The sequence below is a fragment of the Paenibacillus mendelii genome (assembly GCF_024498075.1).
GTDB classification, from domain to species: domain Bacteria; phylum Bacillota; class Bacilli; order Paenibacillales; family Paenibacillaceae; genus Paenibacillus_Z; species Paenibacillus_Z mendelii.
On the sequence record NZ_JANHOF010000001.1, the window covers coordinates 1,526,558 to 1,552,400 of the forward strand.

The 25,843-nt window shown below is 53.1% G+C and carries 24 protein-coding genes; all 24 read right to left on the reverse strand.

Going from position 1 to position 25,843, the window contains the following annotated elements; all coding sequences use genetic code 11:
- Positions 1-414 carry a lasso peptide biosynthesis B2 protein gene (locus tag NNL21_RS06950; protein WP_204816827.1) on the reverse strand — a complete coding sequence of 138 codons (414 nt, stop codon included), beginning with the start codon at positions 412-414 and terminating at the stop codon, positions 1-3.
- Between the two features lie 43 nt (positions 415-457).
- The gene (locus NNL21_RS06955; protein WP_204816659.1) at positions 458-754 is read right to left on the reverse strand and encodes a lasso peptide biosynthesis PqqD family chaperone; all 297 of its coding nucleotides are present in this window, start codon (positions 752-754) and stop codon (positions 458-460) included.
- Entirely contained in the window at positions 751-1,698 is a 948-nt protein-coding gene (locus NNL21_RS06960; RefSeq protein ID WP_204816660.1) for an HPr kinase/phosphorylase, read from the reverse strand. The genes NNL21_RS06955 and NNL21_RS06960 overlap by 4 nt, the downstream gene beginning before the upstream one ends.
- Before the next feature lie 101 nt (positions 1,699-1,799).
- Entirely contained in the window at positions 1,800-1,937 is a 138-nt protein-coding gene (locus NNL21_RS06965) for a paeninodin family lasso peptide (protein ID WP_204816661.1), read from the reverse strand.
- Between the two features lie 29 nt (positions 1,938-1,966).
- On the reverse strand, positions 1,967-3,907 hold the full coding sequence (locus NNL21_RS06970) for an asparagine synthase-related protein (RefSeq protein ID WP_204816662.1): 1,941 nt from the start codon (positions 3,905-3,907) through the stop codon (positions 1,967-1,969).
- A complete protein-coding gene (locus NNL21_RS06975; RefSeq protein WP_256555073.1) occupies positions 3,904-5,166 on the reverse strand; it encodes a sulfotransferase family protein in 1,263 nt (420 codons plus the stop codon). The genes NNL21_RS06970 and NNL21_RS06975 overlap by 4 nt, the downstream gene beginning before the upstream one ends.
- Complete coding sequence (locus tag NNL21_RS06980) at positions 5,163-8,111, reverse strand: chitobiase/beta-hexosaminidase C-terminal domain-containing protein (protein WP_256555074.1); 2,949 nt, start codon at positions 8,109-8,111, stop codon at positions 5,163-5,165. The genes NNL21_RS06975 and NNL21_RS06980 overlap by 4 nt, the downstream gene beginning before the upstream one ends.
- A gap of 23 nt (positions 8,112-8,134) precedes the next feature.
- Complete coding sequence (locus tag NNL21_RS06985) at positions 8,135-9,475, reverse strand: UDP-glucose dehydrogenase family protein (RefSeq protein ID WP_204816664.1); 1,341 nt, start codon at positions 9,473-9,475, stop codon at positions 8,135-8,137.
- Positions 9,476-9,547: 72 nt separating this feature from the next.
- Complete coding sequence (locus NNL21_RS06990) at positions 9,548-10,918, reverse strand: sugar phosphate nucleotidyltransferase (protein ID WP_204816665.1); 1,371 nt, start codon at positions 10,916-10,918, stop codon at positions 9,548-9,550.
- Positions 10,919-10,932: 14 nt separating this feature from the next.
- Positions 10,933-11,889 (reverse strand): polysaccharide pyruvyl transferase family protein, encoded by a 957-nt coding sequence (locus NNL21_RS06995; RefSeq protein WP_204816666.1) that lies wholly within the window; start codon positions 11,887-11,889, stop codon positions 10,933-10,935.
- A gap of 55 nt (positions 11,890-11,944) precedes the next feature.
- Positions 11,945-12,529, reverse strand: coding sequence for an acyltransferase (locus tag NNL21_RS36185; protein ID WP_309145308.1), 585 nt, complete (start codon positions 12,527-12,529; stop codon positions 11,945-11,947).
- 23 nt (positions 12,530-12,552) lie between these two features.
- Positions 12,553-13,896 (reverse strand): oligosaccharide flippase family protein, encoded by a 1,344-nt coding sequence (locus NNL21_RS07005; protein ID WP_204816667.1) that lies wholly within the window; start codon positions 13,894-13,896, stop codon positions 12,553-12,555.
- Positions 13,897-13,927: 31 nt separating this feature from the next.
- Positions 13,928-14,815, reverse strand: coding sequence for a glycosyltransferase (locus NNL21_RS07010; protein ID WP_204816668.1), 888 nt, complete (start codon positions 14,813-14,815; stop codon positions 13,928-13,930).
- Positions 14,812-15,855, reverse strand: coding sequence for a glycosyltransferase family 4 protein (locus NNL21_RS07015; protein WP_204816669.1), 1,044 nt, complete (start codon positions 15,853-15,855; stop codon positions 14,812-14,814). The genes NNL21_RS07010 and NNL21_RS07015 overlap by 4 nt, the downstream gene beginning before the upstream one ends.
- A 2-nt stretch (positions 15,856-15,857) precedes the next feature.
- Positions 15,858-17,078 (reverse strand): glycosyltransferase family 4 protein, encoded by a 1,221-nt coding sequence (locus NNL21_RS07020; RefSeq protein WP_204816670.1) that lies wholly within the window; start codon positions 17,076-17,078, stop codon positions 15,858-15,860.
- Positions 17,075-18,385 carry an O-antigen ligase family protein gene (locus NNL21_RS07025; RefSeq protein ID WP_204816671.1) on the reverse strand — a complete coding sequence of 437 codons (1,311 nt, stop codon included), beginning with the start codon at positions 18,383-18,385 and terminating at the stop codon, positions 17,075-17,077. The genes NNL21_RS07020 and NNL21_RS07025 overlap by 4 nt, the downstream gene beginning before the upstream one ends.
- 32 nt (positions 18,386-18,417) lie before the next feature.
- Entirely contained in the window at positions 18,418-19,674 is a 1,257-nt protein-coding gene (locus tag NNL21_RS07030; protein ID WP_204816672.1) for a glycosyltransferase, read from the reverse strand.
- 20 nt (positions 19,675-19,694) lie between these two features.
- Positions 19,695-20,387 carry a sugar transferase gene (locus tag NNL21_RS07035; RefSeq protein WP_373567535.1) on the reverse strand — a complete coding sequence of 231 codons (693 nt, stop codon included), beginning with the start codon at positions 20,385-20,387 and terminating at the stop codon, positions 19,695-19,697.
- Positions 20,371-21,270, reverse strand: a complete 900-nt coding sequence (gene galU, locus NNL21_RS07040; RefSeq protein WP_204816673.1) for a UTP--glucose-1-phosphate uridylyltransferase GalU — start codon at positions 21,268-21,270, stop codon at positions 20,371-20,373. Before galU ends, NNL21_RS07035 begins: the two co-directional genes overlap by 17 nt.
- 258 nt (positions 21,271-21,528) lie before the next feature.
- A complete protein-coding gene (locus tag NNL21_RS07045; protein WP_204816674.1) occupies positions 21,529-22,170 on the reverse strand; it encodes a CpsD/CapB family tyrosine-protein kinase in 642 nt (213 codons plus the stop codon).
- The gene (locus NNL21_RS07050; protein WP_204816675.1) at positions 22,151-22,909 is read right to left on the reverse strand and encodes a YveK family protein; all 759 of its coding nucleotides are present in this window, start codon (positions 22,907-22,909) and stop codon (positions 22,151-22,153) included. Before NNL21_RS07050 ends, NNL21_RS07045 begins: the two co-directional genes overlap by 20 nt.
- Positions 22,910-23,149: 240 nt before the next feature.
- Positions 23,150-23,818, reverse strand: a complete 669-nt coding sequence (locus NNL21_RS07055) for a response regulator (RefSeq protein ID WP_204816676.1) — start codon at positions 23,816-23,818, stop codon at positions 23,150-23,152.
- Between the two features lie 5 nt (positions 23,819-23,823).
- A complete protein-coding gene (locus NNL21_RS07060) occupies positions 23,824-24,519 on the reverse strand; it encodes a sensor histidine kinase (RefSeq protein ID WP_204816677.1) in 696 nt (231 codons plus the stop codon).
- A gap of 722 nt (positions 24,520-25,241) precedes the next feature.
- A complete protein-coding gene (locus tag NNL21_RS07065; protein WP_256555075.1) occupies positions 25,242-25,754 on the reverse strand; it encodes an acyltransferase in 513 nt (170 codons plus the stop codon).
- Between the last annotated feature and the right edge of the window lie 89 nt (positions 25,755-25,843).

Here is a 25,843-nt window from a genome sequence, read left to right on the forward strand (position 1 = left end):
TCAGGCACCTTCCATCCTCTCCGCGCGTTTTTCCGATCCGAATAAGGCCACCGCCGTGAACATCCGCATTTCCTCGGCTCCGGTCACATAGAAGGGCCCGCTTCGAAGCCAAGCATGAGCGATCATCTTCCCTTCGGCATCCCTCGCCGTTCCCAAATAAAGCGTACTCTCGATCTTCCGCCGTTCCAGCATTTTTTTGGCGGCGATCGCCCTGACCAAACATTGGCTTTCCCAGAACGTGTGGCGGCTCATGACCCTGACCGCCTGCGATACGCAGCGGATTGTGTTCTCATCCGACGGAATGCGAGCCAGCGGCGTTTCCATCATGCGTTTTCCTAGGGAAGGCGCGATCCTGGAGAACGGCATCGCTTTCATCACGCGCGCCAACCCCAAATACATCAGCGCTTCCAGCATCAGCCACTTCCTCTCCCCAGGCAATGACAGAAACTTCGCCAGGTTACGCTTCACCTTTCCGGACCTCGATCAACGCTTCCTCCTGCAGGTTCCTCAGAAATGCGGCCACCTGTTCCTCGCAAGCCGAGCGCTCGACGTTGTATTCGGACACAAGCTCGTCAACCAGCTGTCTTACCGGGATTGGCGAAGCGATAAGCTCCCAAACCCTGCCGCCGACCGCGCCAAGATTGTAATATTTTCCGGAATCGACGCAGAACATGACCTTCTCTCCGCTCATGTCGCTAACAACGCTGCCCGCCGACTGAACGACCGTTTGTTCTTCAACGTTTGAATTCGTCATTTGTCTTCCTCTCCTTCTCTAATCGTTTGAATGATCTCGGATACAAGTCGATTGGCCGTAACCCCTTCAAGCGGCCTGTTTAATTGATACCCCTTCATTTGCTTAGCTATGCCCTCCGAAACCTTGAAATGCCATTGCTCCAGCCCGAGACGGCGAATCCGTCTGTTCCGGTACGTATGAAGCAGCATGACGCCAAGCCGCTCGAGATTCGGCAAGGGTCTAACGCTGACTGCTTCCGCCTGCGACTTTACCAGCTCGAACGCTCCCTCAAACGGGATTGGACCGTCGCAAACTCGGGTGGCCACCGGCTCGGCGTATTTCGCGATTTCCCGGTAACCCGGCCGATAATTCCCTCGCTCCATGCTCATACCAAGATCGAGGCATTCCCGCCACAGCTTCTGCTGCGGATAGGATGGCGCAACCACAGGCATTCCGCCGTCGCCCGCCAGGGTAACCGCAATGACGTCGTCGCTTATAAGGCGATGCCCCTCACTGACAAAAGCGGCCGCGAGCGTCGATTTCCCCGCTCCCGAATCGCCAAGAAAGGCATACGCTTTGCCGTCGATTTCGACCGCGCTTCCGTGCAAAGGCAGCGTATTTCGAATCATCAGCAGCGTATCCATGCAGGGGCCCAACAAGTACACGCGAACTTTCTCCGGATCCGCTCCCGCAAGAGGAGAAACCGTAATTTTGCGTCCATCCTCGATGCAATAAAAGGCCGTCTCCGGAATAAGAAACAGAAACCGGTTATCGATGCGCGCGAAATTACTGCCGGCGGACTCCAACTGGACCCATAACCGGTCCGGAACGCCCGCTTCAATGACGATATCCGCATTTGCACGTTCTTCCACATCAACGGATACGGGCAGCTCAGGCAGCGGAATTTCGCTTGAAATCCGTAAGCCGAAGGCCCTATATTCGGTTTGCTGCGCCACTGATATCATACCGTTCACCTCTTTCGCCGTTAATGAGGGAAGATGTCCTTATATAATCCTTAGTGGATGGTATAAGGACACATAAGGAATAAATGAAAAGAAAAGTAAATTTAGCTTGGATTGTAGATGTCCATATCGTCTGTCGTAACGAAGTCGATCGTTGTGTTGCCTTTGCCATACATCGTTTCACTTACGTTGAGGGATTCCAGAGTCGGAACCATCCATTCTTTTTTCGCTTCGTTTGTCATGTTTCTCACCTCCCTTCAGTATTTTCCCTTCACTGCATTCGTTTCAGGAACCGGTATATGATCAGGCTCCGCATCAGCATTCTCATCTCCGGCTGGAAAGCCTGCTCCGGACGCGGTTCCACGCCGAGCCGCAAAACGGCTTCTTTGATCCGGTCGACATAGAGATAAGCTGCCGCAACGGGATCGTCGTAAAGCTGCCGCAGCTCGCTCTCGAGTAATTTCCATCCGGGAATGATGCGGTGTACCCAATCGGCTCCCTGTACGCCCCGCACGCGCTGATTCAGCCGTACTTCGTCGGGCAAATAATGCTTCGTCGCCCTCCGGATCAGTGCGCGATCCAAGCCGTTTCGAACATATTGCTCCACCGGCACCGAGAAGCAGAAGCGAACGACCCTGGGATCGCAGGTCGGATCTCGCTCCCATACGCCGTAGCGCAAGGACAATTTAGTTGCCGATGCGCCGTTCTTGTTGCCGACAGGCAAGCTCTTCATCTTTTCCTTCCGAAGCTCCAGCGGATCGGCGATCATGGAGCCGTTCACGCCGATCCCGCTGTCCCGAAGCTTGGCGAACACGTCGGTCCGCCTGGCAAAATCGGGATGGATCAGCATCGTCGGAATGTCGGTTCCGCCGTCCGTGTTCGAACGTTTGGCGAGGATGGGGAAGGCCTCTTTGCAAATAATGGACATGAGGCGCTTTCCGCCAATTCCTTTATTGGCGCTGTACAGACGAAACTCGCGCATGAATTGCTGCCATTTCAGCTTCCTTAGCAGCTCCGCGTAATAATATACGGCAGGTCCCCACGAGACCGTGAAATTCCCTCTCGCTCCGGTTAACAGGACGCCTACTCCCTGCTGTCCGGCCTGCTCGTGCATCCCTTTCAGCCAGAACGAATTCTCGAAAAACTTATAGGGCGTCTCAAGGATGTCCAGCCAATCGTCCACCTGGGACATCGGACTGATCCCCTCGAAATCCATATACCGCTCCGAGATGTTTCCCGCATGGCGAACCGTGGCTTGAATGAACCGGCTCTCGTCGGCTGTCGCGCTTGAAGGCGTCCAATCGGCAAAATCGTGTGTTGGGATATAGCTGTAGGTATGCAGCGATTTCCCTTCTTCCCGCAAAGCGCGCGCCGCGAAGCTGGCGACCGCTCCCGAGTCCAAACCGCCGCTTAACGTTGCTGCCACCTGGCGATGCGTCCGGAGTCTGGACTTCACCGCTTCCCCGAATACGTCCCGGAACGCCTCCTCGTACTCTCGGTCGGATTTGAGCCGCAGCATCTCCTTCGGCTCGAGGGAGCCGTGAGCGGAGAGCGAGACTCGTCCGTCCGAGACGGTAACCGTATGCGCCGGCGGCACTTGATGAATATGCCGGTATGGCGTGGAGCCGACGTCCGTTGATTCGTACATTTCCGGAATGGCCATGAATTCCGCGAGCCAAGGCTCGTAAAGCTCCTTCGCGACATCCGGCAGCGCAAACAAGGGCGCGATCGTTGTTCCGAAGGCAAAACGCCGGGCATCGCGATGATAATACAGGCAGCGGTTACCGAACAAGTCCCGCGCGCCGAAGAGGAGCCGCTCCTGTTCATCCCAGATGACGAAGGCGAAATCGCCGACCAGATGCTTCGGAGCTTCCCGCCCCCATTTCCGGTAAGCAAGCAAGATAAGCTCGCTGTCGGTCATGCCGGCGCGATCGGTAGGACGAACCTGCAGCAGGTCAAACAATTCCCGGCGATTGTCGATAATGGCATCCGCAACGATGGCCAGCCTAAACGCCGGATCGTAATAGGGCAGCCGTTCGTGTACGGACTCGGGCGTAATCCATTTGGAACGGCAGCCGAGAAAGATAGGACCGTCCGTCCAGGTTTGGACATCGTCGGCGTCGTACCGCTCCATGGCTTCCATCATGGCGCTGCCGTCCTCGAACCCGGCAGGCTGCCCGTCGAACCTGAGCAGGCCGGCAATGGCGCTCATTTCTTCCCCCCGCCGCTGGTCAAGTAGGTCGACGCCAGTGTCGACAGCCGGCTGCCGAAGGGAATCAGCGATTTCAACCGGGAGATTTTTCGGTTCATGGCATCCAGCTGCGATTTTAGATGCCTCTTCTCCATGGCGCCGAGCTCCAGGCGCTTCTCGAGCGCGCGCACAGTCATCTGCAACTGAAGCGTATTGTCCGGGCGGGTCCCGTCAACCGGAACGAACTGGTGCTCCGTCAACGCCAAGCTTCTTCCTGCGGCGGCTTCGGATTTCATCGCATAGCCCTCTTCCCATCTGCAGCCCGTCGCATCCGCCAATTGCTTGGCGCGCAGCGCGATCAGCTCTGTATCCGGCTCCATCTCGAAGCGTACGCCCGTCAGCTTCTCGGCCTCGTCCAGCTGCTCGGCATAGCCGAGATCGTGAAAGATTTGCGCCCCGAGCGCCCGGCCGTACAGTTCGATCTCCCGCTTGTCCAATACCCCTTTCCAGATGGCGACTGATTCCTGATTGGGTTCCGTATGGTTCGCCACGAACGGATCGCCTACGCCCATGCTGAAGTATAAGTCGGACTTGGCGGAGTTCATGAAGTTCCCGTACTTTTCCATTCCCTCTTCGTAATCGCAGCCGAGAAACCGGCAAACCTCCGATAATTGCGCCTTGGGATCCGCCACCAGTCTTTCGTAATGCAGCCGATGCGCGTACAGGTTATCTTTGGCGAAATATTGATAATACCGGAACAACCCAACGGTAAGATCGGCGATTTTCATATCGAAGCCCGGATTGCGCAGGCCTTCCGTCAAATCGAAGCCTACGCCTCTTTGCTGGTTCACCTTCTTATAAGAGGCGAGCACCGAGAACGGGTTCCGGATGAGCCAGATCCGCCTGGAATGCGGAAACAGCGCGTCCAAAAATTCCAGCAGATAGTAATAACGGGGCGACTTGTCGATGACCAGCTCCGCTCTTGCACTGCTTTGCAGCAAGCCGTTATATACCTGAAGCGCGAATGCCCTGCATGCGTCTTCGAAGGTTTCATGCGGCAGGACGCCGTTGAAAAATTGGGATACGATGCCTGTTCCGCCGTATGCCCTGCGCTGCGGCGATTGCAGGTCGACCAGACTCATCAGAAACCACATTTCCTGCGTCGCGAACATTTTGCTGTGATTTTGGAGCATCACCGTAGCCAACGAACTTCCGCTTCTGGGCGTGCAAAGCAAGAAAACAAGATTGTTGCCTTTCGAATCGATCAAATCACTCTTCACCCTTTGCTGAAATCATAGTAATATTTCGGCCGTTCCCCGAGAATCAGCTTGTAGACATCATAGTTCGTATCCATGATGCCCTTCAGATAATCCTTATAGGGCCGGTCCGTGACGTTTACGAGCCCGGAGTTGTAATGTTCTCCCCATTCGCCCTGCCAGTATCTGCCGAGACTGGCTTGATCCACGTAATTAAACACATGCGCGCCGACAATGTAAGGCAGGGTGACGGCCTTCTCCACATAATTCCGGTAACGCATCCCTCTCTGGAACTGGTTCGACGCCGAATTCGGAAGGAGAGGGTTCAGTCCCTGCTCACCGGTGCCGTACCCGAATTCGCTGAGCAGGATCGGTTTGCCGCCCGACTTCGTGTAGACATCCTCCAAGAGGTCGGTCTCAATCTTATAGGTATAATAGTTGATGCTGATGACATCGACGTATCTGCCTTGCGCTTCGGCGAGCGGATCCCGGAATTTCTTGTTATGGAAGGACGTCGTAATCCACCGGTCTCCGAGCAGCAGATGATTGGGATCGTATTTGCGATAGATCCGTGAAACGGTCCCAAAAAACGTATCCAGGTAATAAGCGAAAAAATCGTCCATGTCGCGCCAAGACGCCGACGTTTTTATCGGCAGTTCGGCTTCGTTCATGTCTTCGAACGAGTTGAACTTCGTGCCCCAGGCGGCGTTGAAGGCGGCGACAGTATGATATTTATCCCTCAGCGTCTGGACCAATTTCCCTTTGATGGCGGCCGAGCTCGCCTTCAGCTTCGGTACGTTGGAATAAAATTTATGAAAATCGTATTCGTTGTCGATGAAGTACCCGACCAGCATCCGGTCGTCTTTATGCGGCGTCAGCGTTTTTTTGAACGCGTCATCGATCTTCGCCTCGGCATTCGGCGCAAAGATATCGAAGATCGAAATACCGTCCAGCTTGGCCCAGCTCATGCTGTTCAGCGGAAGCATTTTTACGTAAGGCATTTTGCCCATTCCGCCGTATTTCTCGGGCGAATAGCCGCCTATGCCGGTAAAGCCCCATTTTTGAAGCCGTGATACCGCTTCCGAATAGACGGAATGCTCGGTGGGGAAAACGCCAGTCTTGCGGTAAATATTGGCCATATAGAAGGAGAAGTTGTCCTTCCCGATAAAAGCGCGCTTATAATCGCCCTCGTACGGGGGAATGGATTCGAACTTCTGCTCCCGTCCCGTTACCCTCGTATACGTCTCATTGGCCGTGACGCCGTTCACCGCCAGGCTGAAATAGAGATTCCCGTTCGGCGTCGTCATGACTTTGCGGCCGTCCAACTGCTGGATCGCAAAATAACCTTTCGCTTTCAAGCCATTTTTCTCGGCGCTGCCGGCCAGTCCGCCGTAATTGTCGCGATCGGCAGGAGGCTTAAGGCTGTCGTAATAAGCGTCATCCGCTTGGGTGTCCGCAGCCAATTCCGTGTCACTCGTCACCTTCCCGGCGAATTTCGCATTCTTCATCTGACCGTACTTATCGACCACGACATCACTGCTGGCATTAACCGTGAATTTACGGATCGGGCTCGGCATCATGCCGTCCTTGACCGCGTACGTTTCCACGACGTTATAGCCCGTAAGCTGCAGCGGCGCTCCGTAGGGCAGGAAATCGGGTCCCTTGTTCAAACGGTAATAGATGCGCGCGTCTTGCGTTTTCGTCGACAATTCGGTCTTGACCGCCCCGGCGGTTTGGGATGAAACGAGCTTTACGGAGGCCGTGTTTTGATTAAGCACGACCTTGGAAACCTGCGGTGACCAGGCTTTGACCGATCCGACCAGCATGATTTTCAAAAACCGCGTATTCGCGGGCGTGGACGAAACTTCATACGCGTACGGCTGCCAATTGCTTTGCTGGTAGCCGGCCGGTCCCGCTTGCGCGGAAATCTCCGTATACTGTTTGCCGTCAGGCGATACGAAGAACCGTTGGGCTTCGACCGGAACTCCCGTAAAGAAGCTGCTGTAGACCGTGAAGGAACCAATATCGTAATCTGTATGGTAAACGATACTGCCCGGCCCCGTGGTGGAGCGCGTTACTCGGCCCCTGTCGTTGTCGAAGAAACCGGGGTTGTTCTTGGCGATATACAGATTGGAACGGCTGGCCATTTGTTTGAAATTATCCAGCGTATCGACCATGCCGACAGGCGCATCGGCCGTAGAGGCCGGGGTGTACAGGTAAGTTGAAACCATGCCGGCCGCCGACTTGCCCGAGTCCGAATGGTTTACGGCGGTCGTCTTCAACAGCAGATTGCCGAGTACCGGAATTGGAGAATTGTAATGCTTGCGGGTCAGCGAAAACCGCGGATCGCTACCATCGGTCGTATAGTATACCGTTTCTCCCGCTTCTCCCCTGTTCAGCAAGATCATGCGGCCGTAAGGCACCGTTCCCGATGGAACGCTGGCATCTACGTTCGAAGGACCGTTGAGCACGACCTTCCCTATCGAAGGCGATGGGTCGGTGATCTTGCCTTGAAAGGTGATTTTCAAATATTTCGTGTTCACCGGAAAGCCCCTCGACTCATACTCGACGGCGTTCCCGCCGCTTTCATGGATGTCCGGCGTGATCTCCTTGTAGGTCTTTCCGTCGCCGGATATCGAAATGGTTGGATGTACGTATTTATGACCTGCCGTGTAATAAGCGTAAATCGAAAAGGAACGAAATAAGCTATTCTTTTGGGCCTTGTAGACCATGTATTCGCCTAAAACGCCGCTTGGCTTCACGCGCGTCGAATCCAGGGGATTGCCCGGAAGCTTCTGCAGCTTGAGCGAATCCGAATGTTTGTAGACTGCGTTCCAATTCTGAAGGGAATCGACTTCGATTTCATAGGAAGGCGAGATGCCGTCTCCCAAAACATGTACCGGGATCAGGCACACGAACATCCCGTATACCATCAGACACACGAATAGACACACTAATTTCTTTTTCACGATTTTTCTCCTTTTTTGCCCCTTTAGTCGCTCAGGGCTGACATTTCCTCCTTGGCCCCTTGGTTCAGACGCGGCCGGCCGATGGAATAATAGATGAATGACGTTTCCGCTAAATCGTCTTCCTTGAATACGTTCCGCCCGTCGATCAAAATCGGCTTTCTTAGTATTGTTTGCAGCATTTTGAGGTCCATATGAACGAATTCGTCCCATTCCGTCAGCAGGCACAGCGCATCCGCGCTCGTTGCGGCCTCCAATGCATCGTCGCACCACATTACGCCGTTATTCCCGTACATGCTTTGGAAGTTTCGAATCGCGATCGGATCGTAGGCCTTCACGCGAGCCCCGCTCCGGACCAAATACTGAATGATCTCGAGCGCCGGCGATTCCCGGACGTCATCGGTATTCGGCTTGAAGGCCAGCCCCCAGACGGCGATCGTCTTCCCCTGCAGTTCCCCGTCGAATATCGTTTCCAGCTTCCGGATGACGCTCATCCGCTGATCCTGGTTCACTTCTACGACCGCACGAAGCAGTTTGAATTCATAATCGACGTGACCCGCGATTTGGATCAGCGCTCTCGTATCTTTCGGGAAGCAGGAGCCGCCATAGCCGATCCCGGCTTTAAGAAACGCTGAGCCGATCCGTTTGTCGTACCCCATGCCTTCCGCGACGCGGGTGACGTCGGCGCCGACCTTCTCGCAAATGTTTGCGATTTCGTTGATGAACGATATTTTCGTCGCCAGAAAAGCATTGGAGGCGTATTTTAACATCTCCGCGCTGCGGATGTCCGTCACGACGATTTGCTCCGTCAGCGGCCGATGCAGCTCTACGATCGTTTCGACGGCGCTTTGGGAATCGGCGCCGATCACGATCCGGTCGGGATGAAGCGTATCCTGTACGGCCGAACCCTCCCGCAAAAATTCCGGCAGCGAGATACTGTCGAACCGCTCGACAGTCCGGCTCCGAATCAGATTCCTCACGCGTTCGTTCGTTCCGACGGGCACGGTGCTTTTCACGGCAATGATTTTATACCCGTTCATCGCTTGCGCGATCTCGGCGGCCGCCTGGTCGATATAAGACAGATTTGCCTCTCCGTTCGGAAGAGAAGGCGTCCCGACCGCAAGAATGACAAGGTCCGATTGCTTAACCGCCTGGTTCAAATCGTTTGTGAAGCTCAGCCTTCCGGCAGCCATATTCTTGACCGAAAGTTCTTGCAGGCCGGGTTCGTAAATTGGGATGCCCCCGTTTTGCAAGGTTTCGACTTTGGGCAGGTCCTTGTCGACGCAGACGACGTGATTGCCGAGTTCCGCATAGCAAATCCCCGACACGAGCCCGACATAACCGGTGCCGATGACTGTGATGTTCATATTTTCAGCTCCTAAAGCGTTTTTCGTAGAAAAACGCAGCATCGTAAGCATAAGCTTGGCGTTTTCATTACTTTATACACGGCAAAGTTGAATGATTTCGTTCCAATCGAGCTCGAGCCTTACGATATCCTCTTCGATGAGCTGCGATCCGGTTTGGACTTCAATGATTTCGATATCCGTTTCCGCCCGCAGGCTGTGTTTGTTATCCTTCGGAATCGCGAGGACATCGCCTGCCTTCACGGAGAAGCGGTGTTCGTTCAATATCATGTCTCCGTTTCCGGAGATGACCGTCCATACCTCGTCCCGGAGGCTGTGGTATTGGTAGCTCAAGTTATTGCCGGCGGAAATGAAAATCCGTTTGGTGAGCACTTCCCTTCCGTCCGGGTACGTGATGTAATCCAGCACGCGATAACGGCCCCAGCGCCTCTCCTCGTACATCGGACGCTGATCCGAATGCTTCATGACTTCCTTGATCATCGGACTTGACGCTTTGTCCGCGACCAGAATGCCGTCTGGGCTTGCCGCCACGATGACATCGGACAGGCCCATCAGCGTAATCGGGATATCCAATTCGTTAATGATATGCGTATTGATGGAACCTTCCGTGATGATGCCTTTGCCGGTCAGCGAGGTTTTGATTTCCTCGGTCAGCGTATTCCAGGTGCCCAGATCTTTCCACGGTCCGTCATAGCGAACGGCGGAAATCCGGTTCGCTCTTTCCACCACTTCGTAATCGAAGCTGATTTTGGGAAGCTTGCCGTACCGCTTCAGCATTTCATCGTACTGAATCGGCAGTTCGTTCGCGATCAGGATGTTAATGAGGAAATTCAGCTTGAACGCGAACACGCCGCAGTTCCAGAGCGCTTCCCGGCGAATCAATTCCTCCGCTTCTTCCTTGCGGGGCTTCTCGCGGAAGCTGTGAACGTCAACGAACGGCCGATCAGCGCCGGCTTCCTCCTTCGGAAGGATATAACCGTATTTCTCCGATGGATATGTCGGTTTTACGCCCATGAGGGCCAGGTCGGCATCGGAATGGTCAAGCACATGCTCTAACTGCTTCAGCGCCTGAAAGAATGAATTTTCGACGTAAGGATCGACGGGCATCACGACAATCGTTTCTCCCAGACTCACGCCTTCGACCGAATATAAATACGTTGCTGCAAGCGCGATGGCAGGAAACGTATCCCGTCTTTCCGGTTCTACGATCAGATTGATTTCATTGCCCAATTGGCTATAAATCATTTCGACCTGAGGCTTGCTTGTCGCCACGTATGCGTCCCTGCGCAAATCGGCTTCCTCTAGCTGACCCCAAACCCGCTGTATCATGGACTCTAACCGGCCGTCGCCGTTTTTGAGGATTTTCAGAAACTGTTTCGAACGGGAGTCGTTCGACAGCGGCCACAGCCTTTTTCCCGATCCACCCGAAAGAAGTACGATTTTCATACCAATCCTCCATTCTATTTTCCCGTTGGCTCCGCCATTAATTTCGCTGACGTTATGCCTCCGGTCCATGTACGGTAGTAACTGGCGTTCTTGCCGTACGAGTTATCGAGCAGGATGTTCGGCTTATCCATGAGACAAGACAGAATATGACCGTGAAGCCTTGAAGTCTGTACGGTCTTATAGTCGCTGAACCGGTTGACCGCCTTGTTCACGAGGTAATCGGTGTACTTCCCCCAGAACTTGCTTAGTGGCAGTTTGCCGCTGCCCTTTTGCAGCATTTTGCCGAAAACGCGGATCGATTTATGCTCGACCCCGTTAAAGAGCGTCGACCAGTCCAAATAATCGCCCTTGCCCGAAGCTTCCAGCCGCTCCTGCTCCGCTGTCTTCTCGATATCGGTCCGGAGAAAACAGAGCAGCTCCTTGCCCGGCATGTTCTTGCTGCGAATCGGCCACAGCTGATGCGCCATGTCCGGAGACAAATAGACATTGCATGTCTTGAACTTGGCCTTCGCCATTTCCTGCGACAACGTGTCGCGGACATATAGATGCAGGTCCGAATGACGGTTGAAGACTGCTGCCGTCCGGTCGAATTCGGCTTCGTTCTTGTAGAAAATCGTCTGGGGCAGCATGACCACGCGATGACCGGGATAATCGGCCACGATCTTCTCGCGCAGCTTCTGGTGCGCCGGATACAAGTCGCCGAAATTTCCGCCGCCGTGCAGGACGATGATATGATCCTTCGGAATGGCCAAGCCGTCCGGGAAATCCAATACGCTGTACCGCGCCTGGACATGGATGCGATGATCCTTGAAAAAAACTTCGGTCCCTTTCATAATCAACAGGTCGCCGCCGTTGCCGTGCACCGGATAATCGATGTAATAGATCTTGGAATGGGGCGGGATCACGTTCAAAATGTGCCGAAGCCGGTTTTTGAGCTCATCCATCGGATGAACGAACTGTACGGTTTCCATCAATCCGTCTCCTTCTCCATTGGGCGTATCTTCTCTCTTCTTAGGATCGATCCCGTCAAATGTGCCACTTGATGTTCTCTTTGATCGGCTTCGCCGGAACCCCGGCTACGAGCGAATAGGCAGGCACGTCCTTCGACACGACCGACCCGGCCGCAACGACAGCGCCTTTGCCGACCGTAACGCCCTTCAAGATAATCGCCTTGCTACCGATCCATACATTGTCCTCGATGACGGTCGGCTTCGTTTCCGCCATCCCCTCGATGCGATGAATGTCAGTATCCATGATGGCGACATCCCAGGAAATCGCGCAGTGGCTTCCGATTTTCACATGCTTCTTACAAATGATCTCGGTTCTTCGATTAATGAAGGTATGGTCCCCGATTTCGATAACCGCTTCACTGGAATCCAAGTAAAAGCCGGTGTTTCGAAACAGCAGGACGTTGTCGCCGATGATGAGCCTGGCCTGCTTTGCCTTTGAGACCGTCACGCCGCCGGCTACCCGCAGCAGCTTCCCGCATTGGTCGACCTTCCTCCTGAACAGCATGCCGAGCAGGATGCGGTAACCGTATTTGGCATATTCCCCGACGCTTCTCTTTCTTTGGTTCGTACCGGCCTTTGCGGCCGCAAGCACATTTTTCACTTCATTTCACTTCATTCCATTCGTTAGGATGGCATGCTTCGCGATAACCGCTTGAATAGAGAGCGGATATCGTCTTTGTCAAAAAGTATGTCGGCGATTCTCACCTTGAAGACTACCCGCATGGCCGCGATCGTAATGACGATCCGGATAACCGAGCCGAGCAGCAGGGCAAACGCAATGCCGTTCAGCCCGTACAGCGGCGTAAAGACGAAGAATAATCCGACCGTTATCACAAGCGCGACCGCCTGCCGGATAACCACAAGTCCAGGTCGGCCCATAGCATTGAAGGACGAGGCGAGAATCCACGATCCGCCGCCTAGAATGCATTCCAGAGAGAGCAGGTAGAACGCGTTGCCGGCTTCCAGAAACTGCGCGCCGAACAGGAGGCCCAGCAAGAAACGGCCGATAATCATGCCCGGAATGACCGCTGCGGTCATGAGCAGGAACGAGAGCCGGAACGCTCTGCCGACCGTTGCGATGATTTTGTCCTTGTCCATGCCGGTGACCTTCGGGAAAATCACGTTTGAGATGGCCATCTGAACGACATTGAACACGCGGGACAGCGTATAGACGACCGTATACAGACCAAAATCCTTCGGTCTCAGCAGCGATAAGATGATGAGCTTGTCGCACTGCGAGTACAATGTCCCGAGCAGCTCGACGCCGAACACCCTTCCGCCGTAGCCGAACAGCGACTTGAACACGATGCGGTCCGCGAACGGTTTGAACCAGTTAAAGATCAATTCGCGCCGCAGCCGGTACAGCGACCAGACGATGACCATCAGGCTGGTGGCGAAAAAGGCAATAGATGCATAAGTGATCGTCAATTTGCCAATCGCCCAAAGCACCAGCAAACCGGCCAGGTTGCTTAGCGGGACGTATAGCCGCAAACCGTTATACAGGCTGAACTTATCCATGCTTTGCGTCAGCGCCGCAAGCAAATTAACGGCAAGCAGCATCGGCAGCGTCAGAACGGTATACCACCTGGCGACTTGGATCACGGCATCCGAATATTGCCCCAGCCAGACGGGAAGATAGATCCAGGCAATGATGCCGACGATGAGACTGACGGGAATTTGGAATAGAAATCCCGCCCTGACGTATTCGGTCGCTTTGCCCGCATTCGTCCTCATATTGAAAATGAGGGAAGTCGGAAGCCCGAAGCTGACGAGACCCGCCAGCAAAGTCGGCCAGAACAGAATAGCCGAGAATTCACCCTTACCCGCCACTCCGAACAATCGCGCCGTCACAATGGAGGTCAACGTGCTCAGTATCATAATCAGAAGATTGGCGGCGCTTGTATGCAGAATCGTTTGAATGGCTCCGCGCCCGGTTAACCTTTTTTTGACGGCTTGTAGACTGATCATATGTTCGACATCCTTAAACCGCATATTCTCTTCACTGATACATCTTCAGCACACCACGGAGCTGCCCGTTGCTGTATGAAATTTTGCTGATATTCCGGAGAATTTTGCGTTTGTCGTATGCGAATACGACGGTGAGCAGGGCGAACAACGGCATCTTCACGAGCGATTTCATCAAGATTCCCGCCTTCTTCTTCGAGGAGACCGCGCTGCTGACCCCCTGCCAATAAATTCGCCGAAGCAGCCATTTCCGGCTGATCCGGCTGCGGGGAATCTTGTGCAGCACCGAAGCGTGAGGCGTGTAAAAGACCGAATAGCGGGCGCGGATCCGCTCGATAAGCTCGGCTTCCTCGCTGGACAACAAATTGCTGCCTACTCTGCCGAGGTCCTCCCGGAAGGGTTCCATCGAATCGAAGACCGATTTGCGGAAGGCCACGTTGGCGCCGAACGGAATGGCAGGCCTGCGCATTTCCACGATTTCATCCGAATAATCCAGGATCGTATATAGCGTCCGGTTCTCCGGGGGCAGCCACTGCGGAGCGCTTCCTTCCCAGGCTGGCTCGATTTTGCCGCCTATGCAGCCGATTCGCGGATCAAGCTCGAATAAGGCGACAATGCAGCGGATCCAATCTTCGGAGGCTACTGCGTCGTCGTCCAGGAAAAGCACGTACTCGCCGGAAGCTTCGCGAATCGCGCGGTTCCGGGCGACGGAGAGGCCAAGCCGTTCTTCGTAAAGATAGACAATCGGGACATCGACCAGCCTCTGAAATTCTTGAACGACCTCTCTGGTATGATCGGTGGAACGATTATCGACCACGATCACCTCGTAGGAACCGTTAAAGCTTTGCTGCAGCAGGCTTAGAAGCGCTTCTTTCACGTCCGCTGCCCGATTATGCGTACAAATCGCTATGGTTGCTTTCATGCGTTCACCTCGTACCGCTTCGTACCGGTATAGACCTGAATCATTTTACCGGCTATCCGGCCCCAATCCAGTTCCCGGAGCTTCGCCGCAATGTGCATCTCCGTTTCCTTCACGTCCATATTCATGGACGCTTGGAGGGCCTTGCGCAAGCCGTCCGGATCGTCCGGATCGTACAAGACGCCGCATCCGTCGGATACATATTCGCCGAGCGCGCCCAATCTGGGCGCAACGACCGGCTTCTTGTGGGAAAGAGCGAGAATCGCGCTCCCGGAAGTCGAAATTTGTTTATAGGGAAGTACGATCACATTAGCTGCCTCCAAGAAATCGGCCAGTTCATGGTCATCCACGAACTGCGGATAAATACGGATCGTGCCGTCATTGACCCGGTCGATGAAATCGAGGCTGTACCCCGAATCGACGTGCCCCGCGATAAGCAGGTCGCAAGATTCCAGCTTGAGCGACGAGAATGCTTCGACGAGTTGATCGACCCCTTTGTAGGGATTGATCCGGCCGATAAACAAGAACAGGAAGCTCTCCGGGGAAATGCCGAATCGCTTGCGGATATCCGTGCCCTTGCTTGCATAGGCATCCACATAGTGACCGTGCGGCGTAACGACAAGCTTGCTTGCCGGCACGCCGAACGTTGCGGCAACCTCCCCCTTCACCGTCTCGCTCAGGACGAAGGCCTCATGACAGACGGTCAAAATATACTTGCGCATCAGGCGGTCCCAGCGCGTCTTGCCCGTATGCGGCCAGACGTTATGAACCGTCCAGAACAGCCGCGCGCCTCTGCATCTGAAATAGAGAAGCAGCAAGGCGAAAAACAGCGACTTCGCGATCGTCAGCGCAAAGACCGACGACGTATACGAGTTGCTCGGCCAGTGCAGGTGCACGATGTCTCCCCTGCGGGGCTTGAACATCGCCTCCCGGTCGTAATGCTCGACCTGCAGGCCGTTTTGCTCGATCGACCTGGTCAGCAGTTCGCTGTATTTATTGTGCGGGCTCCACTTGGGCCACATGTAAACGGTCGGTTTGCCCATCTTCATGACCTCCCGTTTGCGGCTGCTAACGTGTATGGATGGCTGCCTGATTTCGTTATTCGTGTGTAGAGAGCAAGGTGGTTTTCCAGCAGCGATCCCTTCGTAAACCCGCTGCAATGCTTCAAGCATTGCGCTTGAATGCTTCGTTTCTCGTCGCCCGACAAGTCGTAAAACGCCGCGATTTTCTCCTTGATCGCGTCCGCGCTCCCCGGCTTGAACAGGAAGTCGTCCGGATTCCAGACGGCATCCGGAATGCCTCCTACGGCCGAAGCGTATACGGGCGTGCCGACTTGATAGGATTCGATGATCACCCGGCCGAACGGCTCCTCCCATATTGAGGGAACGAACGTGACGTCGGCCTTCGCCATGAAGCCGCGCACTTCCTTCGGCGTAACCTTGCCGGTGAACACGAAACGATCGTCGCTGCGGCAGAGCTCGACAATATTTTGCCGAAAGCCCCCTTCGCCGCAGATGATGACCTGTTCCACCATCTCACGCGGGAGGGAATGGACCGCTTCGACCAGCTCGCGGACGCCTTTCTCGGACTCGATTCTTCCGAAATAGCCGATGCGAAGCGGCTTGCGGTCGAAATCTTTCGAAGCGCCGGTGATATCGCCGTCCACGACGTTCGGAATGACCAACTTGGCCGCATTCGGGAACAGCCCGGCATTCGTATGGCGCTTCAGGATGTGCGAAGAGATGCCGACGACCGCAGACACCCGCTTGCTGACGACGAGGGAGCTCAAGTGATACATCCGCGCCAGCGCCGGGTTTGCGATCGGCGAGCTGACCGGCGAGAGGAGCGAATAATCCCGGAGCGTATGCACGATCGGCACGCCCGCCTCCGCCGCCGTCCAAATCGCTGCGCCGAACCCGGATAAATTTTGGGTATGAATCAGATCCGGGCTGATCTTATTCAGAAGCTTGCGAACATCCCGGATCTGAACCGGATTGTATAGATCGATCAATCGCCGGAGCATTTTCTTAAACGTCCCGGCATTGTTCCCTTCGCCGATCCAATACAGATTGTTGTAAGGCAGGCGGTGCACGGTTACCCCGTTAATCACCTCCGACTCTACGCCGGCGCTTCGTTTCTGCCCCCCTACCGTCAGCACGTGAACTTCGGCCGCGGGGACGAGCGTTTCCGCCAGGATTTGCGTCGAAATTTCAGCGCCGCCAATGATATGCGGCGTATAAAGACTGTTTACAACCACGATTTTCATGCGACATGTTTCATTCCCTTCATGCTCTGCGTATCTATTCCGGTCTCCTGTAAGGCCGATAGTCCATCGAAGAAGCCGCCGCGAATGAACCCGACTAACAGCCAAAAGTTCACGAAGGAATAGGAATCGAAATTCATGACGAGCGAAACGCACAGCGCAAAAGCGAATTTTGCGTACGGGTTCCCTTCAGCACTCTTTAAGATCGATGCCATAAAGCCGAAGATCAACATGGCGCCGACCAAACCTTCCTCGGCGAATACCTTTGACAGCAAGTTCCGCGACGTCGCCATTTCCGGACGGTTGAATACGAGATCGGACACTTCCTCGAATTTCAGCCCATCGCTGAAATGCTTGAGCAGGAGATCCGCAAATTCCTTGTAATAATAGCCGCCTCCCACGCCGAATATCGGGTGGTGTGCAAACTCGATGAAGCCGATCGCCGGGAAATAGACCCGAACGAAAAGGGAATTGTCCGTTTTGATCAAATGGTTGAAATTAAATTGAAAGCGATCCGTAAAATAGCCGCTAACGTGGAACGTCTCGAGCAAATAAGGGACGCCGACCACGATGACAAGGACACAGACGGCCAACACGAGCAGCATTTTCCCGCGGTTCTTATTCGTAATGAGCACATAGATCAGCAGCGCGGTCAGCAATACGCTGTAGGCATAGGCCGAGAACGACAGCACCGTCAGCACGGCGGTGCCGATCAGCAGCGGCAATTGTCGTCGGTAGCCTTGTTTGAACAGGAAGAGCATCAGGAGACCGCCGCTCAGCATGTGGATTGCAGCCCAGGAAGGCTCGCCCGACAGCATTTGAATCCTGCCCTTGTACACCTTCTCCGAGAACAATCCGGTGAAGGCTCCGGAGAATCCGCTGTGGACGAACAGCGAATCCAGCAGCTGGAGAAAGCCGGCCGCGAGCGGCGGCACGAATGCGACCATCAGGCTTTTGGCGATCCATCCGATCAGGGCGGGATCCTCTTTCGTCTGCTGAGCAATATATACTGACGTCCGGTACATAGATAGGCCGAACAACAGCGTAATCACATGCTTGAAGCTGCTGCCCAAGTCCTCGTAGCCGATGGATACGACCAGGGAATGTCCGATGCTGTACATCGCGAATGCCAGCAAAAAGTAATCTCCCATTTTGAACCGGTATCCGGTAAACAGCAGCAAAAACGAGGCGGCGAACATCGAAAACATGGAAAGCGGACGGTACACCGAAAAGTGGAAATACGGCAAACTATCGTACGAGAGGACCGCGACCGAGAAGAGAAACAGCACGATAATGAGCTTTCGAACCATGGCTGCTTTTGCATGGCTGGCGATATAAGGCGCTATGATAGAATCAGCTCCATGTTTTTAAGGGTCGCGGAGCTGCTGAAATGGCTGACCACGTAGCGGACCGAATTGCGCGATACCTTCTCATTGAGCTCGTCGTTGTTCAGCAAAAGCAGCACGTTCCGAACGATTTCCTCGTCCGAATCGCAGACGAACAAGTCCTCTCCATGGTTCGCGTCGATCCCTTCGATGCCGATCTGATTGGTCACGACCGGAACGCCCCAGGACATGGCCTCGACGATCTTCGTTTTAATGCCCGTCCCGAACAGCATCGGAGCGATCATCAGCGCCGAATCGCCTACGACCCGCTTCACGTCGTCCACTTCCCCGGTCACGATAACACCTGGGTAAGTCTCCTGCAGGCGCAGCACGTCGGCGGTTGGATTCTTCCCGACGATGTAGAACGTCGTCTCCGGCGCCTGCCGTTTGATGCTCGGCCATACCCGCTCGCAGAAGTAAGCGACGGCGGAGCTGTTATGCGGAATATCCATCTTCCCTACGAATACCAGCTTGTTTCGATCGTATCGCCGCGGCCCTTTGCCCCTGGTTTGATCCGGGTCGAACTTCATCGGAATACCGTAGCACGATTCGTGACGGGTGAGCTTTTGGAAGCTTTCCGCTTCGACCGGCGAAGTGAACACGAGATGATGAAAGAGCGAAGCCACTCGTCTCTCGTATTTGCCAAGCAGCCTGCTTTCGAAGTCGATCAGCCATTTCTGGATAAACTTCATATCCGCCAATCGCTTCATGCCGCCGGGCAGCTTGCCCGTGAAGCCGCCGAATATCGACGGAATGTATTGAAACCATTCGAGTTGCCGCCGATAGCGCAGCGACAACAGATCGTCATAGCTGAGCACCTTTTGGCCTTGTTCGTCCGACAAATATTCCGCTACCCGCACCATATCGTATAAGATGAATTCCGGCTGCTCGGCTTTGATAATGTCTTTTACTTTCCGGTGCGTTTTCCGGGAATAATAGAGGGATACCTGGAGCGGCCATTTTCTTAAGAGCAGCGAATAGACCGCAATATTGTACAGCTTCTCGGCCAGACCGGGCAGCTCGAGGCAAACCAGCCGGTCGATCTCGTCCGGGCGGTCCTTTAGGTACTTGGCGTCGTCCACGAAGGATAAGTTTACGAGCTCGCTGTCGGGATAAATCTCCTTCATTTGACGGATGTACTGCAGCAGCATGTTTTTCCGTCCGTCCGTATTCGGGAAGGGAAGCCGGTTCGTAATAAACATGATTTTCTTCATCGCAATCCCCGTCCCATCCGTTAAAAAGCATCCTTCGCCCCGATAAAGAGCTTGAATGTTTTGAAAATGATCTTCAAATCCCCCACAATGCTTCTGTTTTGGATATATTTCAAATCAAGCTCGACCATTTGCTCGAAACTGAGCTCATTGCGCCCGCTCACCTGCCAGAGGCCTGTGCAGCCGGACGTAACGGTCAACCGAAGCTTGTCGTATTCCGAATACTCCGCCACTTCTCTTACCAGCGGCGGCCGTGGACCGACCAGCGACATGTCGCCTATTAGCACATTGATAAGCTGCGGCAGTTCGTCGATGCTCGTTTTTCGGATGAATTTTCCGACTCTTGTGATGCGCGGATCGTCCTTCATCTTGAACATCGCGCCTTGAATTTCGTTCTGATTGAGCAGGTCCTTCAGCTTTTCCTCCGCGTTCGATACCATAGAGCGGAACTTGAACATTCTGAAGGGCTTCTCGCCTTTGCCAATACGGGTCTGATAGAAGAACACCGGCCCTTTCGGGTCTTCCAGCTTGATCAGGAGCGCGACGAGCATAAACAGCGGTAAAAAAAACAGGCACCCAAGCAGCGCGCCCGAAATGTCGATCATCCGTTTGACCACATTGTAGGAAACAAGATCGCCGTCTTTCGCCAGCTCAAGCCGGATCGAATCGTATTCCGATAACTTCATGATCGCATCCTGATCATACCGCTGGACCATTATGCTCACTCACTTTCTCTCGTTCGAGCATTCTCTCAAGCGCTTCGACGAGGGTATATCTGAGTTCGCTGTTACGAAGGGCGAATTCGACCGTCGTCATGATAAACCCGAGCTTCTCGCCGACATCGTAGCGAATGCCTTCAAAATCATAAGCATAGACGCCGATATCTTCATTCAATTTTTGAATCGCATCGGTCAGTTGAATTTCACCGCCCGATCCGGTCTCGTGTCTACCCAAATAATCAAAGATCTCCGGGGTCAGCACATAGCGGCCCATAATTGCCAAATTCGACGGTTCTTGTCCCTTTGGAGGCTTCTCCACGAAACGGTTAATCTTGTAGAGACGTTCGAATTTCTCGAGCGGATCCACGATGCCGTAACGATCCGTCTGTTCGGGGGAGACGGTCTGAACGCCGATGACCGACCTTCCTGTTTGCTCATATTGCTCGATCAGCTGTCTGGTGCAAGGAACGTCAGACTGAACGATGTCGTCGCCGAGCAGCACCGCAAACGGTTCGTCGCCTATGAAATTCCGCGCGCACCATACGGCATGTCCCAGTCCTTTCGCCTCTTTCTGACGGATATAGTGAACTTCAACGTTCGAGGACTGCTGGACCTTCTTAAGAGTATCCAGCTTCCCTTTTTCCTCCAGCGACTGCTCAAGCTCAAAGGCGATGTCAAAGTGATCTTCGATTGCCCTTTTCCCTTTGCCTGTGACGATGATAATGTCCTCAATGCCGGATGCGATCGCTTCTTCCACGATATACTGAATGGTTGGCTTATCGACGATTGGAAGCATTTCTTTCGGCATCGCTTTGGTTGCGGGCAGAAATCGGGTACCGAGTCCAGCCGCTGGGATAATCGCTTTTCTCACTTTTTTCATATGATCTCACCCTATCCGTTTTTTCTGTCCATCTGTTTTTTATGATGCTAAAAATACGAGCTATGTTTTCTCCAGTTCGAGTAAACATAGCTCGTATTTTCAGATAAAACATAGAGAAGCGGGCATTCAACCCATCCTCACGTCATACCCTTGACAATTAACGTCTAAGGTTGGCTAACCCACAGCATGACCGAGTGCCTCCGGTGATAGAGGAGCAGGAGACATTTCCTAATAACCAACTGGTTATAACGACAACGATTACCGATTGACGTTATTCAATACAGCGCCGATAATCTTTACTTGCCCATAATCCAACGTAGCCTTCGCTTCTAGCGCGATTTCGTTTTTCACTTTTCCTGCTTTCATGACCAGTACAACGCCATCGCTCTTGCTGGCCACGACCAGCGCATCCGACAAAGTCATGACCGAAGGCGTATCGATGATAACGATGTCGAACCGTTCCTTCGACGTTTCCAGCAATTCCGTCATGGATATCGATTCCAGCAGCTCGGATGGATTCGAAGGGATGGGTCCTGCCGTAAGCACCTCGAGATGATCGATATTCGTTCGCTGAATCACATCGTCGAGCCCGCTGCGCTTCGTTAGCACCGTGCTCAATCCGTGACGGTTGGATAGCCCGAACAGCTCATGTTGGGCGGGCTTCCGCAGATCCGCATCAATGATCAGCACTCTCCTGCTCGTCTGGGCATAAGCCACGGCGACGCTGGCCGTGACCGTGCTTTTGCCTTCGCCGGGCAGAGCGGACGTAACCGAGATGGTTTTCAATGCCTCGCCCCGGATAGAGAATTCAATGTTGGCCCTCAGGCTGCGATAAGCATCCGAAATCGTCGAGGTCGGGTACTCGGCAATTAAACGCTGTTTAAGAATCGAGCGTGACATTTTCTTTCCCCCCTGCCAGATTCATGATCTGCGGTTTATTGCGCTGACCGGACAAAACGCGTCTTTTCGCCTTGGGAATTGCCCCCAATGCGGGAATCCCGAGCAGCGTCCTGATGTCTTCTTCGTTTTTAACCGTGTTATCCAGCTGATCGAGAACGAAAGCAATACCGATTCCGATCATCGTTGACACTATAAAGGCGACCATAATGTTCGTCGTCGAATGAGGTGATATCGCCCCCGACTGCTTCGTCGTATCGGCCCAGTTCAGGACGGACACGTTATCCAACTTCATGAGCGTGCGAACTTCCTGTTGGAATACTTTCGAAACGGCATTTGCCATCTTAGCCGCCCGCTCATAAGAATTATCCCTGGCGGATATGGACATCACCTGGGTTTCATTCATGGAGTTGACGCTGATTTTCGCTATGAGTTCATCTGCGGTAGCGTGCAATTCAGGATATTGCGTCGCGACTTTCGTCATTATACGAGGTGCTCGGATAATTTCCTTATAAGTTTTGATCAGCATGATGTTGGAGTTGATGGATCCGACATCGACATTCGAAACTTGCGTTTTGGGGTCCGCTTGCGGATTGTTGACGATCAGTTCGGCGGAGGCTTCATATTGCGGCTGCAGGAAATGATTTGAGTAATAGCCGACAGCCGCACAGCTGACAATCGTGATCAGCGCAATCATCCATAGCTTTCTTCTGATAAAACTCCAATATCGTAGCAATTCCAAGGTGCTTCCTCCGATACTGATTTCGTTCATTTCGAGATGAACAAAACTTTTTTTCTGAATATTCCGACTATTATTGACCTTTTCGTCGTTCGGTTACTGCGTTCATTCATCAAATTTCAGCATGTTTCTTTTTTCTCTTTCATTCTAAAGCTTCAAAGCCTTACAAAACTATTACACGGCAGGATGATTTTATTTATACTCCCGTCGTACTTCATTCTGCCGCATCCGAGCTAATGCTTGTTACACTTTAGTACCAGTCGAATCGAAATTCTCTTCTCCTCGATCCTCCGGCGGCGAATAAGTCGCCATGCCCCGCGACTGCGCATAAAGGGCAGCTTGGGTGCGATCGCTCAGATTTAATTTTTGAAAGATGCGGCTGACATGTTTCTTGACCGTGAATTCGCTATTCATCAGCTTCTTCGCCATAGCGCCGTTAGACAATCCTTCGCCGAGCGAGATCAACACTTCTCTCTCCTTCGGCGTCAGCTTCTCGAGCGGATCGTCCGCTTCCTTCCGGATCAACACTTCCATGAGACCTTGATCGAAGTATTTTCGTCCCCTGCCGACCATTTTGATGGCGAGCAGGAGCTCCTCAGGCATCGAATCCTTCAACACATAGCCGTCGGCGCCGCTCTCCTCGGCCCTGCGAACGTCAAATTCCGCCGCAGACGAAGTGAGCATGATGAAACGGCATGGAAGATGACGGAGATTTTCCACCAATTCGAACCCGGATTGATCTCCGAGCCTGATATCGATAATCGCCAAATCAGGCTCCGTCCTCTCTATCGTCTCCAGCGCATCTTCTACCCCCTCCGAAACCCCGACGACTTCGATTTCCTCTTCATTTGCAAGAACGGCAATCAACCCTTTTCGGACCAATGGATGGTCATCAACGATAACGACCTTCATGCGTATCACCCGCTTTTCGTATTTTGACTGGTTGCTTCATCTGCCTTGACAACGTCGGCCAGCGGCAACCAGAGAAGTATCCGGGTTCCGAATCCTTCCTTGCTCACGATATCAAAAGTGCCACCAAGCGATACGGCCAGCGCATGCATATTGCATAACCCGAAGCCGGAATTGGTTTTGTTCATCTTAGACCTGACGTCAAAACCGACACCATTGTCTTCAATCATGAGTTTGACGACATCTTGCTTCAGGGTCAAATCGACGTGCACGCAGCTGCTCTCGCCGTGGCGGATCGCATTTCCCACCCCTTCCAAAATGATTCGGTACAAAGCTTTCTGGTGGTTGATGGATAGGAGGCTGCAGGATTTGGGGGCTTGAAAATCGATGCTGATACCGTTGAGCTTGGCCTGATTGGCCAAATGTGATTTGATAATTCCGATCCAGGAGGCTTTTCCGCTCTTGGATGAGCTAAGGCTGTGGATCGTGGCCCGCAGATCACCTGAAGCCGACGAAGCCGCTTCCTGGATTTCCTTCATCTGCTCCAGCTTTTGTTCTTCGGTCATGTCTTTCCAGCCGCATTTCATGGAATGGATGGCGTAAATGATACCGAACAAATGCTGGGAAACGCAATCGTGAAGCTCCTCGGCGATCCGGTTTCGCTCCTCAATAAGAAGCCGTTTTGATTCGATCTGAATTGTCATCGTTATCATCACCTTTCTTGCCGCTCATTGAACACAATTGCCGTCGTAAAATTCAGAAAACCTGTGATCTTGACCTTCCCGGAATGATCAAATGCGCTGCGGATAATGAGAAATCCCTAATGTATTCGTCATATATCTCATTTTTTGACAACGCTTTCTATTCTCAACATATCTCGTGGGAATTGTCATGGACATGCTACAGGAGTACCGAATTTGTTAATCAAACATCCACACGTTAACAGTGACTTTGGTCTCAATTCCTTCGTATAGCTTTTGTCGATTGATCTCTTTTTTCGAAGCTTCGACCCTTTCGCGGACTCGGAGCGAAAATTTGCAGGATTGCAGAATTTGAAAGAAATCCGTAAGGTTTGAAAGCGTTTCTTAATTTCGCTTTTGAGATGTTACAGTATGTGTCGGGCGCGCAGGCCTCATTACCCATACTGAACCATGAATTCGTAGCACTTGGGATGGCATCGGTTGACGCCAGTTTATAGCTTCGGACACAAATTAGACACAATTAATGTTATCATCATACAATATATACAAATATTTCTATAGAATTTTATGTAATTTTTGTTTTTCTCATCCACCATCTGCGCAAATAGTGGTATTAGGCATGGTGCTTTTGCACAAAATAAAGCGGCAACGATTAGATTTATGAGAGAAAAAATGTTGGATATCGAGCAAAGGAGATCCAACATTTTTTCTCTCGCGGCGAGTCGTTACTCCCTGATCCATCCTGCTGGAATTTCGAGCTCGCGGATTATTTTTGCCGGTATTCCGGCGACAAGGACATTTTTGGGAACGTCTTTATTCACGACGCTACCGGCGGCGACGACCGAGTTCTCGCCGATTGTCACGCCGGGAAGGATCGTGCACCGCGTCCCGATCCATACATTGTTCCGAATGACGATCGGTTTGCTCGAACTCGGATCGTCGTTAACGTCCAATTGATGATAGGTACTGTCGAGGATGCTGGTACGAGGGCCGATTTTGACATTGGATCCGATCGTAACGCGGTGACGGGCGGCTATGCCGACACCTGCATTGATAAACGTATTATCGCCGATTTCCAATACTGCCCCTGTTTCTACAGTAAGCTGCGTTGCCCAAGGTTTTCCAACGAATCGAACTCGTTTCCCTATTCGAATCGTCCCCGATTTGTTCACGTACAGCTTTCCTTTAATCCAAGGAAGTTCTCGCAGACTGTGACCCCCTTTTCCAAATCTGATCATCCATTTAATCTTCCTGAACGCATTGACAAACATCATAAAATCATCCTCCAACATCAGTTTACGTTTCGGCAAGCATTTACCCACTGCGG

Coding starts and splice junctions, on each gene's coding strand:
- NNL21_RS06950 (WP_204816827.1), bottom strand. CDS start 414: ATGCTGGAAGCGCTGATGTATTTGGGGTTGGCGCGCGTGATGAAAGCG.
- NNL21_RS06955 (WP_204816659.1), bottom strand. CDS start 754: ATGACGAATTCAAACGTTGAAGAACAAACGGTCGTTCAGTCGGCGGGC.
- NNL21_RS06960 (WP_204816660.1), bottom strand. CDS start 1,698: ATGATATCAGTGGCGCAGCAAACCGAATATAGGGCCTTCGGCTTACGG.
- NNL21_RS06965 (WP_204816661.1), bottom strand. CDS start 1,937: ATGACAAACGAAGCGAAAAAAGAATGGATGGTTCCGACTCTGGAATCC.
- NNL21_RS06970 (WP_204816662.1), bottom strand. CDS start 3,907: ATGAGCGCCATTGCCGGCCTGCTCAGGTTCGACGGGCAGCCTGCCGGG.
- NNL21_RS06985 (WP_204816664.1), bottom strand. CDS start 9,475: ATGAACATCACAGTCATCGGCACCGGTTATGTCGGGCTCGTGTCGGGG.
- NNL21_RS06990 (WP_204816665.1), bottom strand. CDS start 10,918: ATGAAAATCGTACTTCTTTCGGGTGGATCGGGAAAAAGGCTGTGGCCG.
- NNL21_RS06995 (WP_204816666.1), bottom strand. CDS start 11,889: ATGGAAACCGTACAGTTCGTTCATCCGATGGATGAGCTCAAAAACCGG.
- NNL21_RS07005 (WP_204816667.1), bottom strand. CDS start 13,896: ATGATCAGTCTACAAGCCGTCAAAAAAAGGTTAACCGGGCGCGGAGCC.
- NNL21_RS07010 (WP_204816668.1), bottom strand. CDS start 14,815: ATGAAAGCAACCATAGCGATTTGTACGCATAATCGGGCAGCGGACGTG.
- NNL21_RS07015 (WP_204816669.1), bottom strand. CDS start 15,855: ATGGGCAAACCGACCGTTTACATGTGGCCCAAGTGGAGCCCGCACAAT.
- NNL21_RS07020 (WP_204816670.1), bottom strand. CDS start 17,078: ATGAAAATCGTGGTTGTAAACAGTCTTTATACGCCGCATATCATTGGC.
- NNL21_RS07025 (WP_204816671.1), bottom strand. CDS start 18,385: ATGGTTCGAAAGCTCATTATCGTGCTGTTTCTCTTCTCGGTCGCGGTC.
- NNL21_RS07030 (WP_204816672.1), bottom strand. CDS start 19,674: ATGAAGAAAATCATGTTTATTACGAACCGGCTTCCCTTCCCGAATACG.
- NNL21_RS07035 (WP_373567535.1), bottom strand. CDS start 20,387: ATGGTCCAGCGGTATGATCAGGATGCGATCATGAAGTTATCGGAATAC.
- galU (WP_204816673.1), bottom strand. CDS start 21,270: ATGAAAAAAGTGAGAAAAGCGATTATCCCAGCGGCTGGACTCGGTACC.
- NNL21_RS07045 (WP_204816674.1), bottom strand. CDS start 22,170: ATGTCACGCTCGATTCTTAAACAGCGTTTAATTGCCGAGTACCCGACC.
- NNL21_RS07055 (WP_204816676.1), bottom strand. CDS start 23,818: ATGAAGGTCGTTATCGTTGATGACCATCCATTGGTCCGAAAAGGGTTG.
- NNL21_RS07060 (WP_204816677.1), bottom strand. CDS start 24,519: ATGACAATTCAGATCGAATCAAAACGGCTTCTTATTGAGGAGCGAAAC.
- NNL21_RS07065 (WP_256555075.1), bottom strand. CDS start 25,754: ATGATCAGATTTGGAAAAGGGGGTCACAGTCTGCGAGAACTTCCTTGG.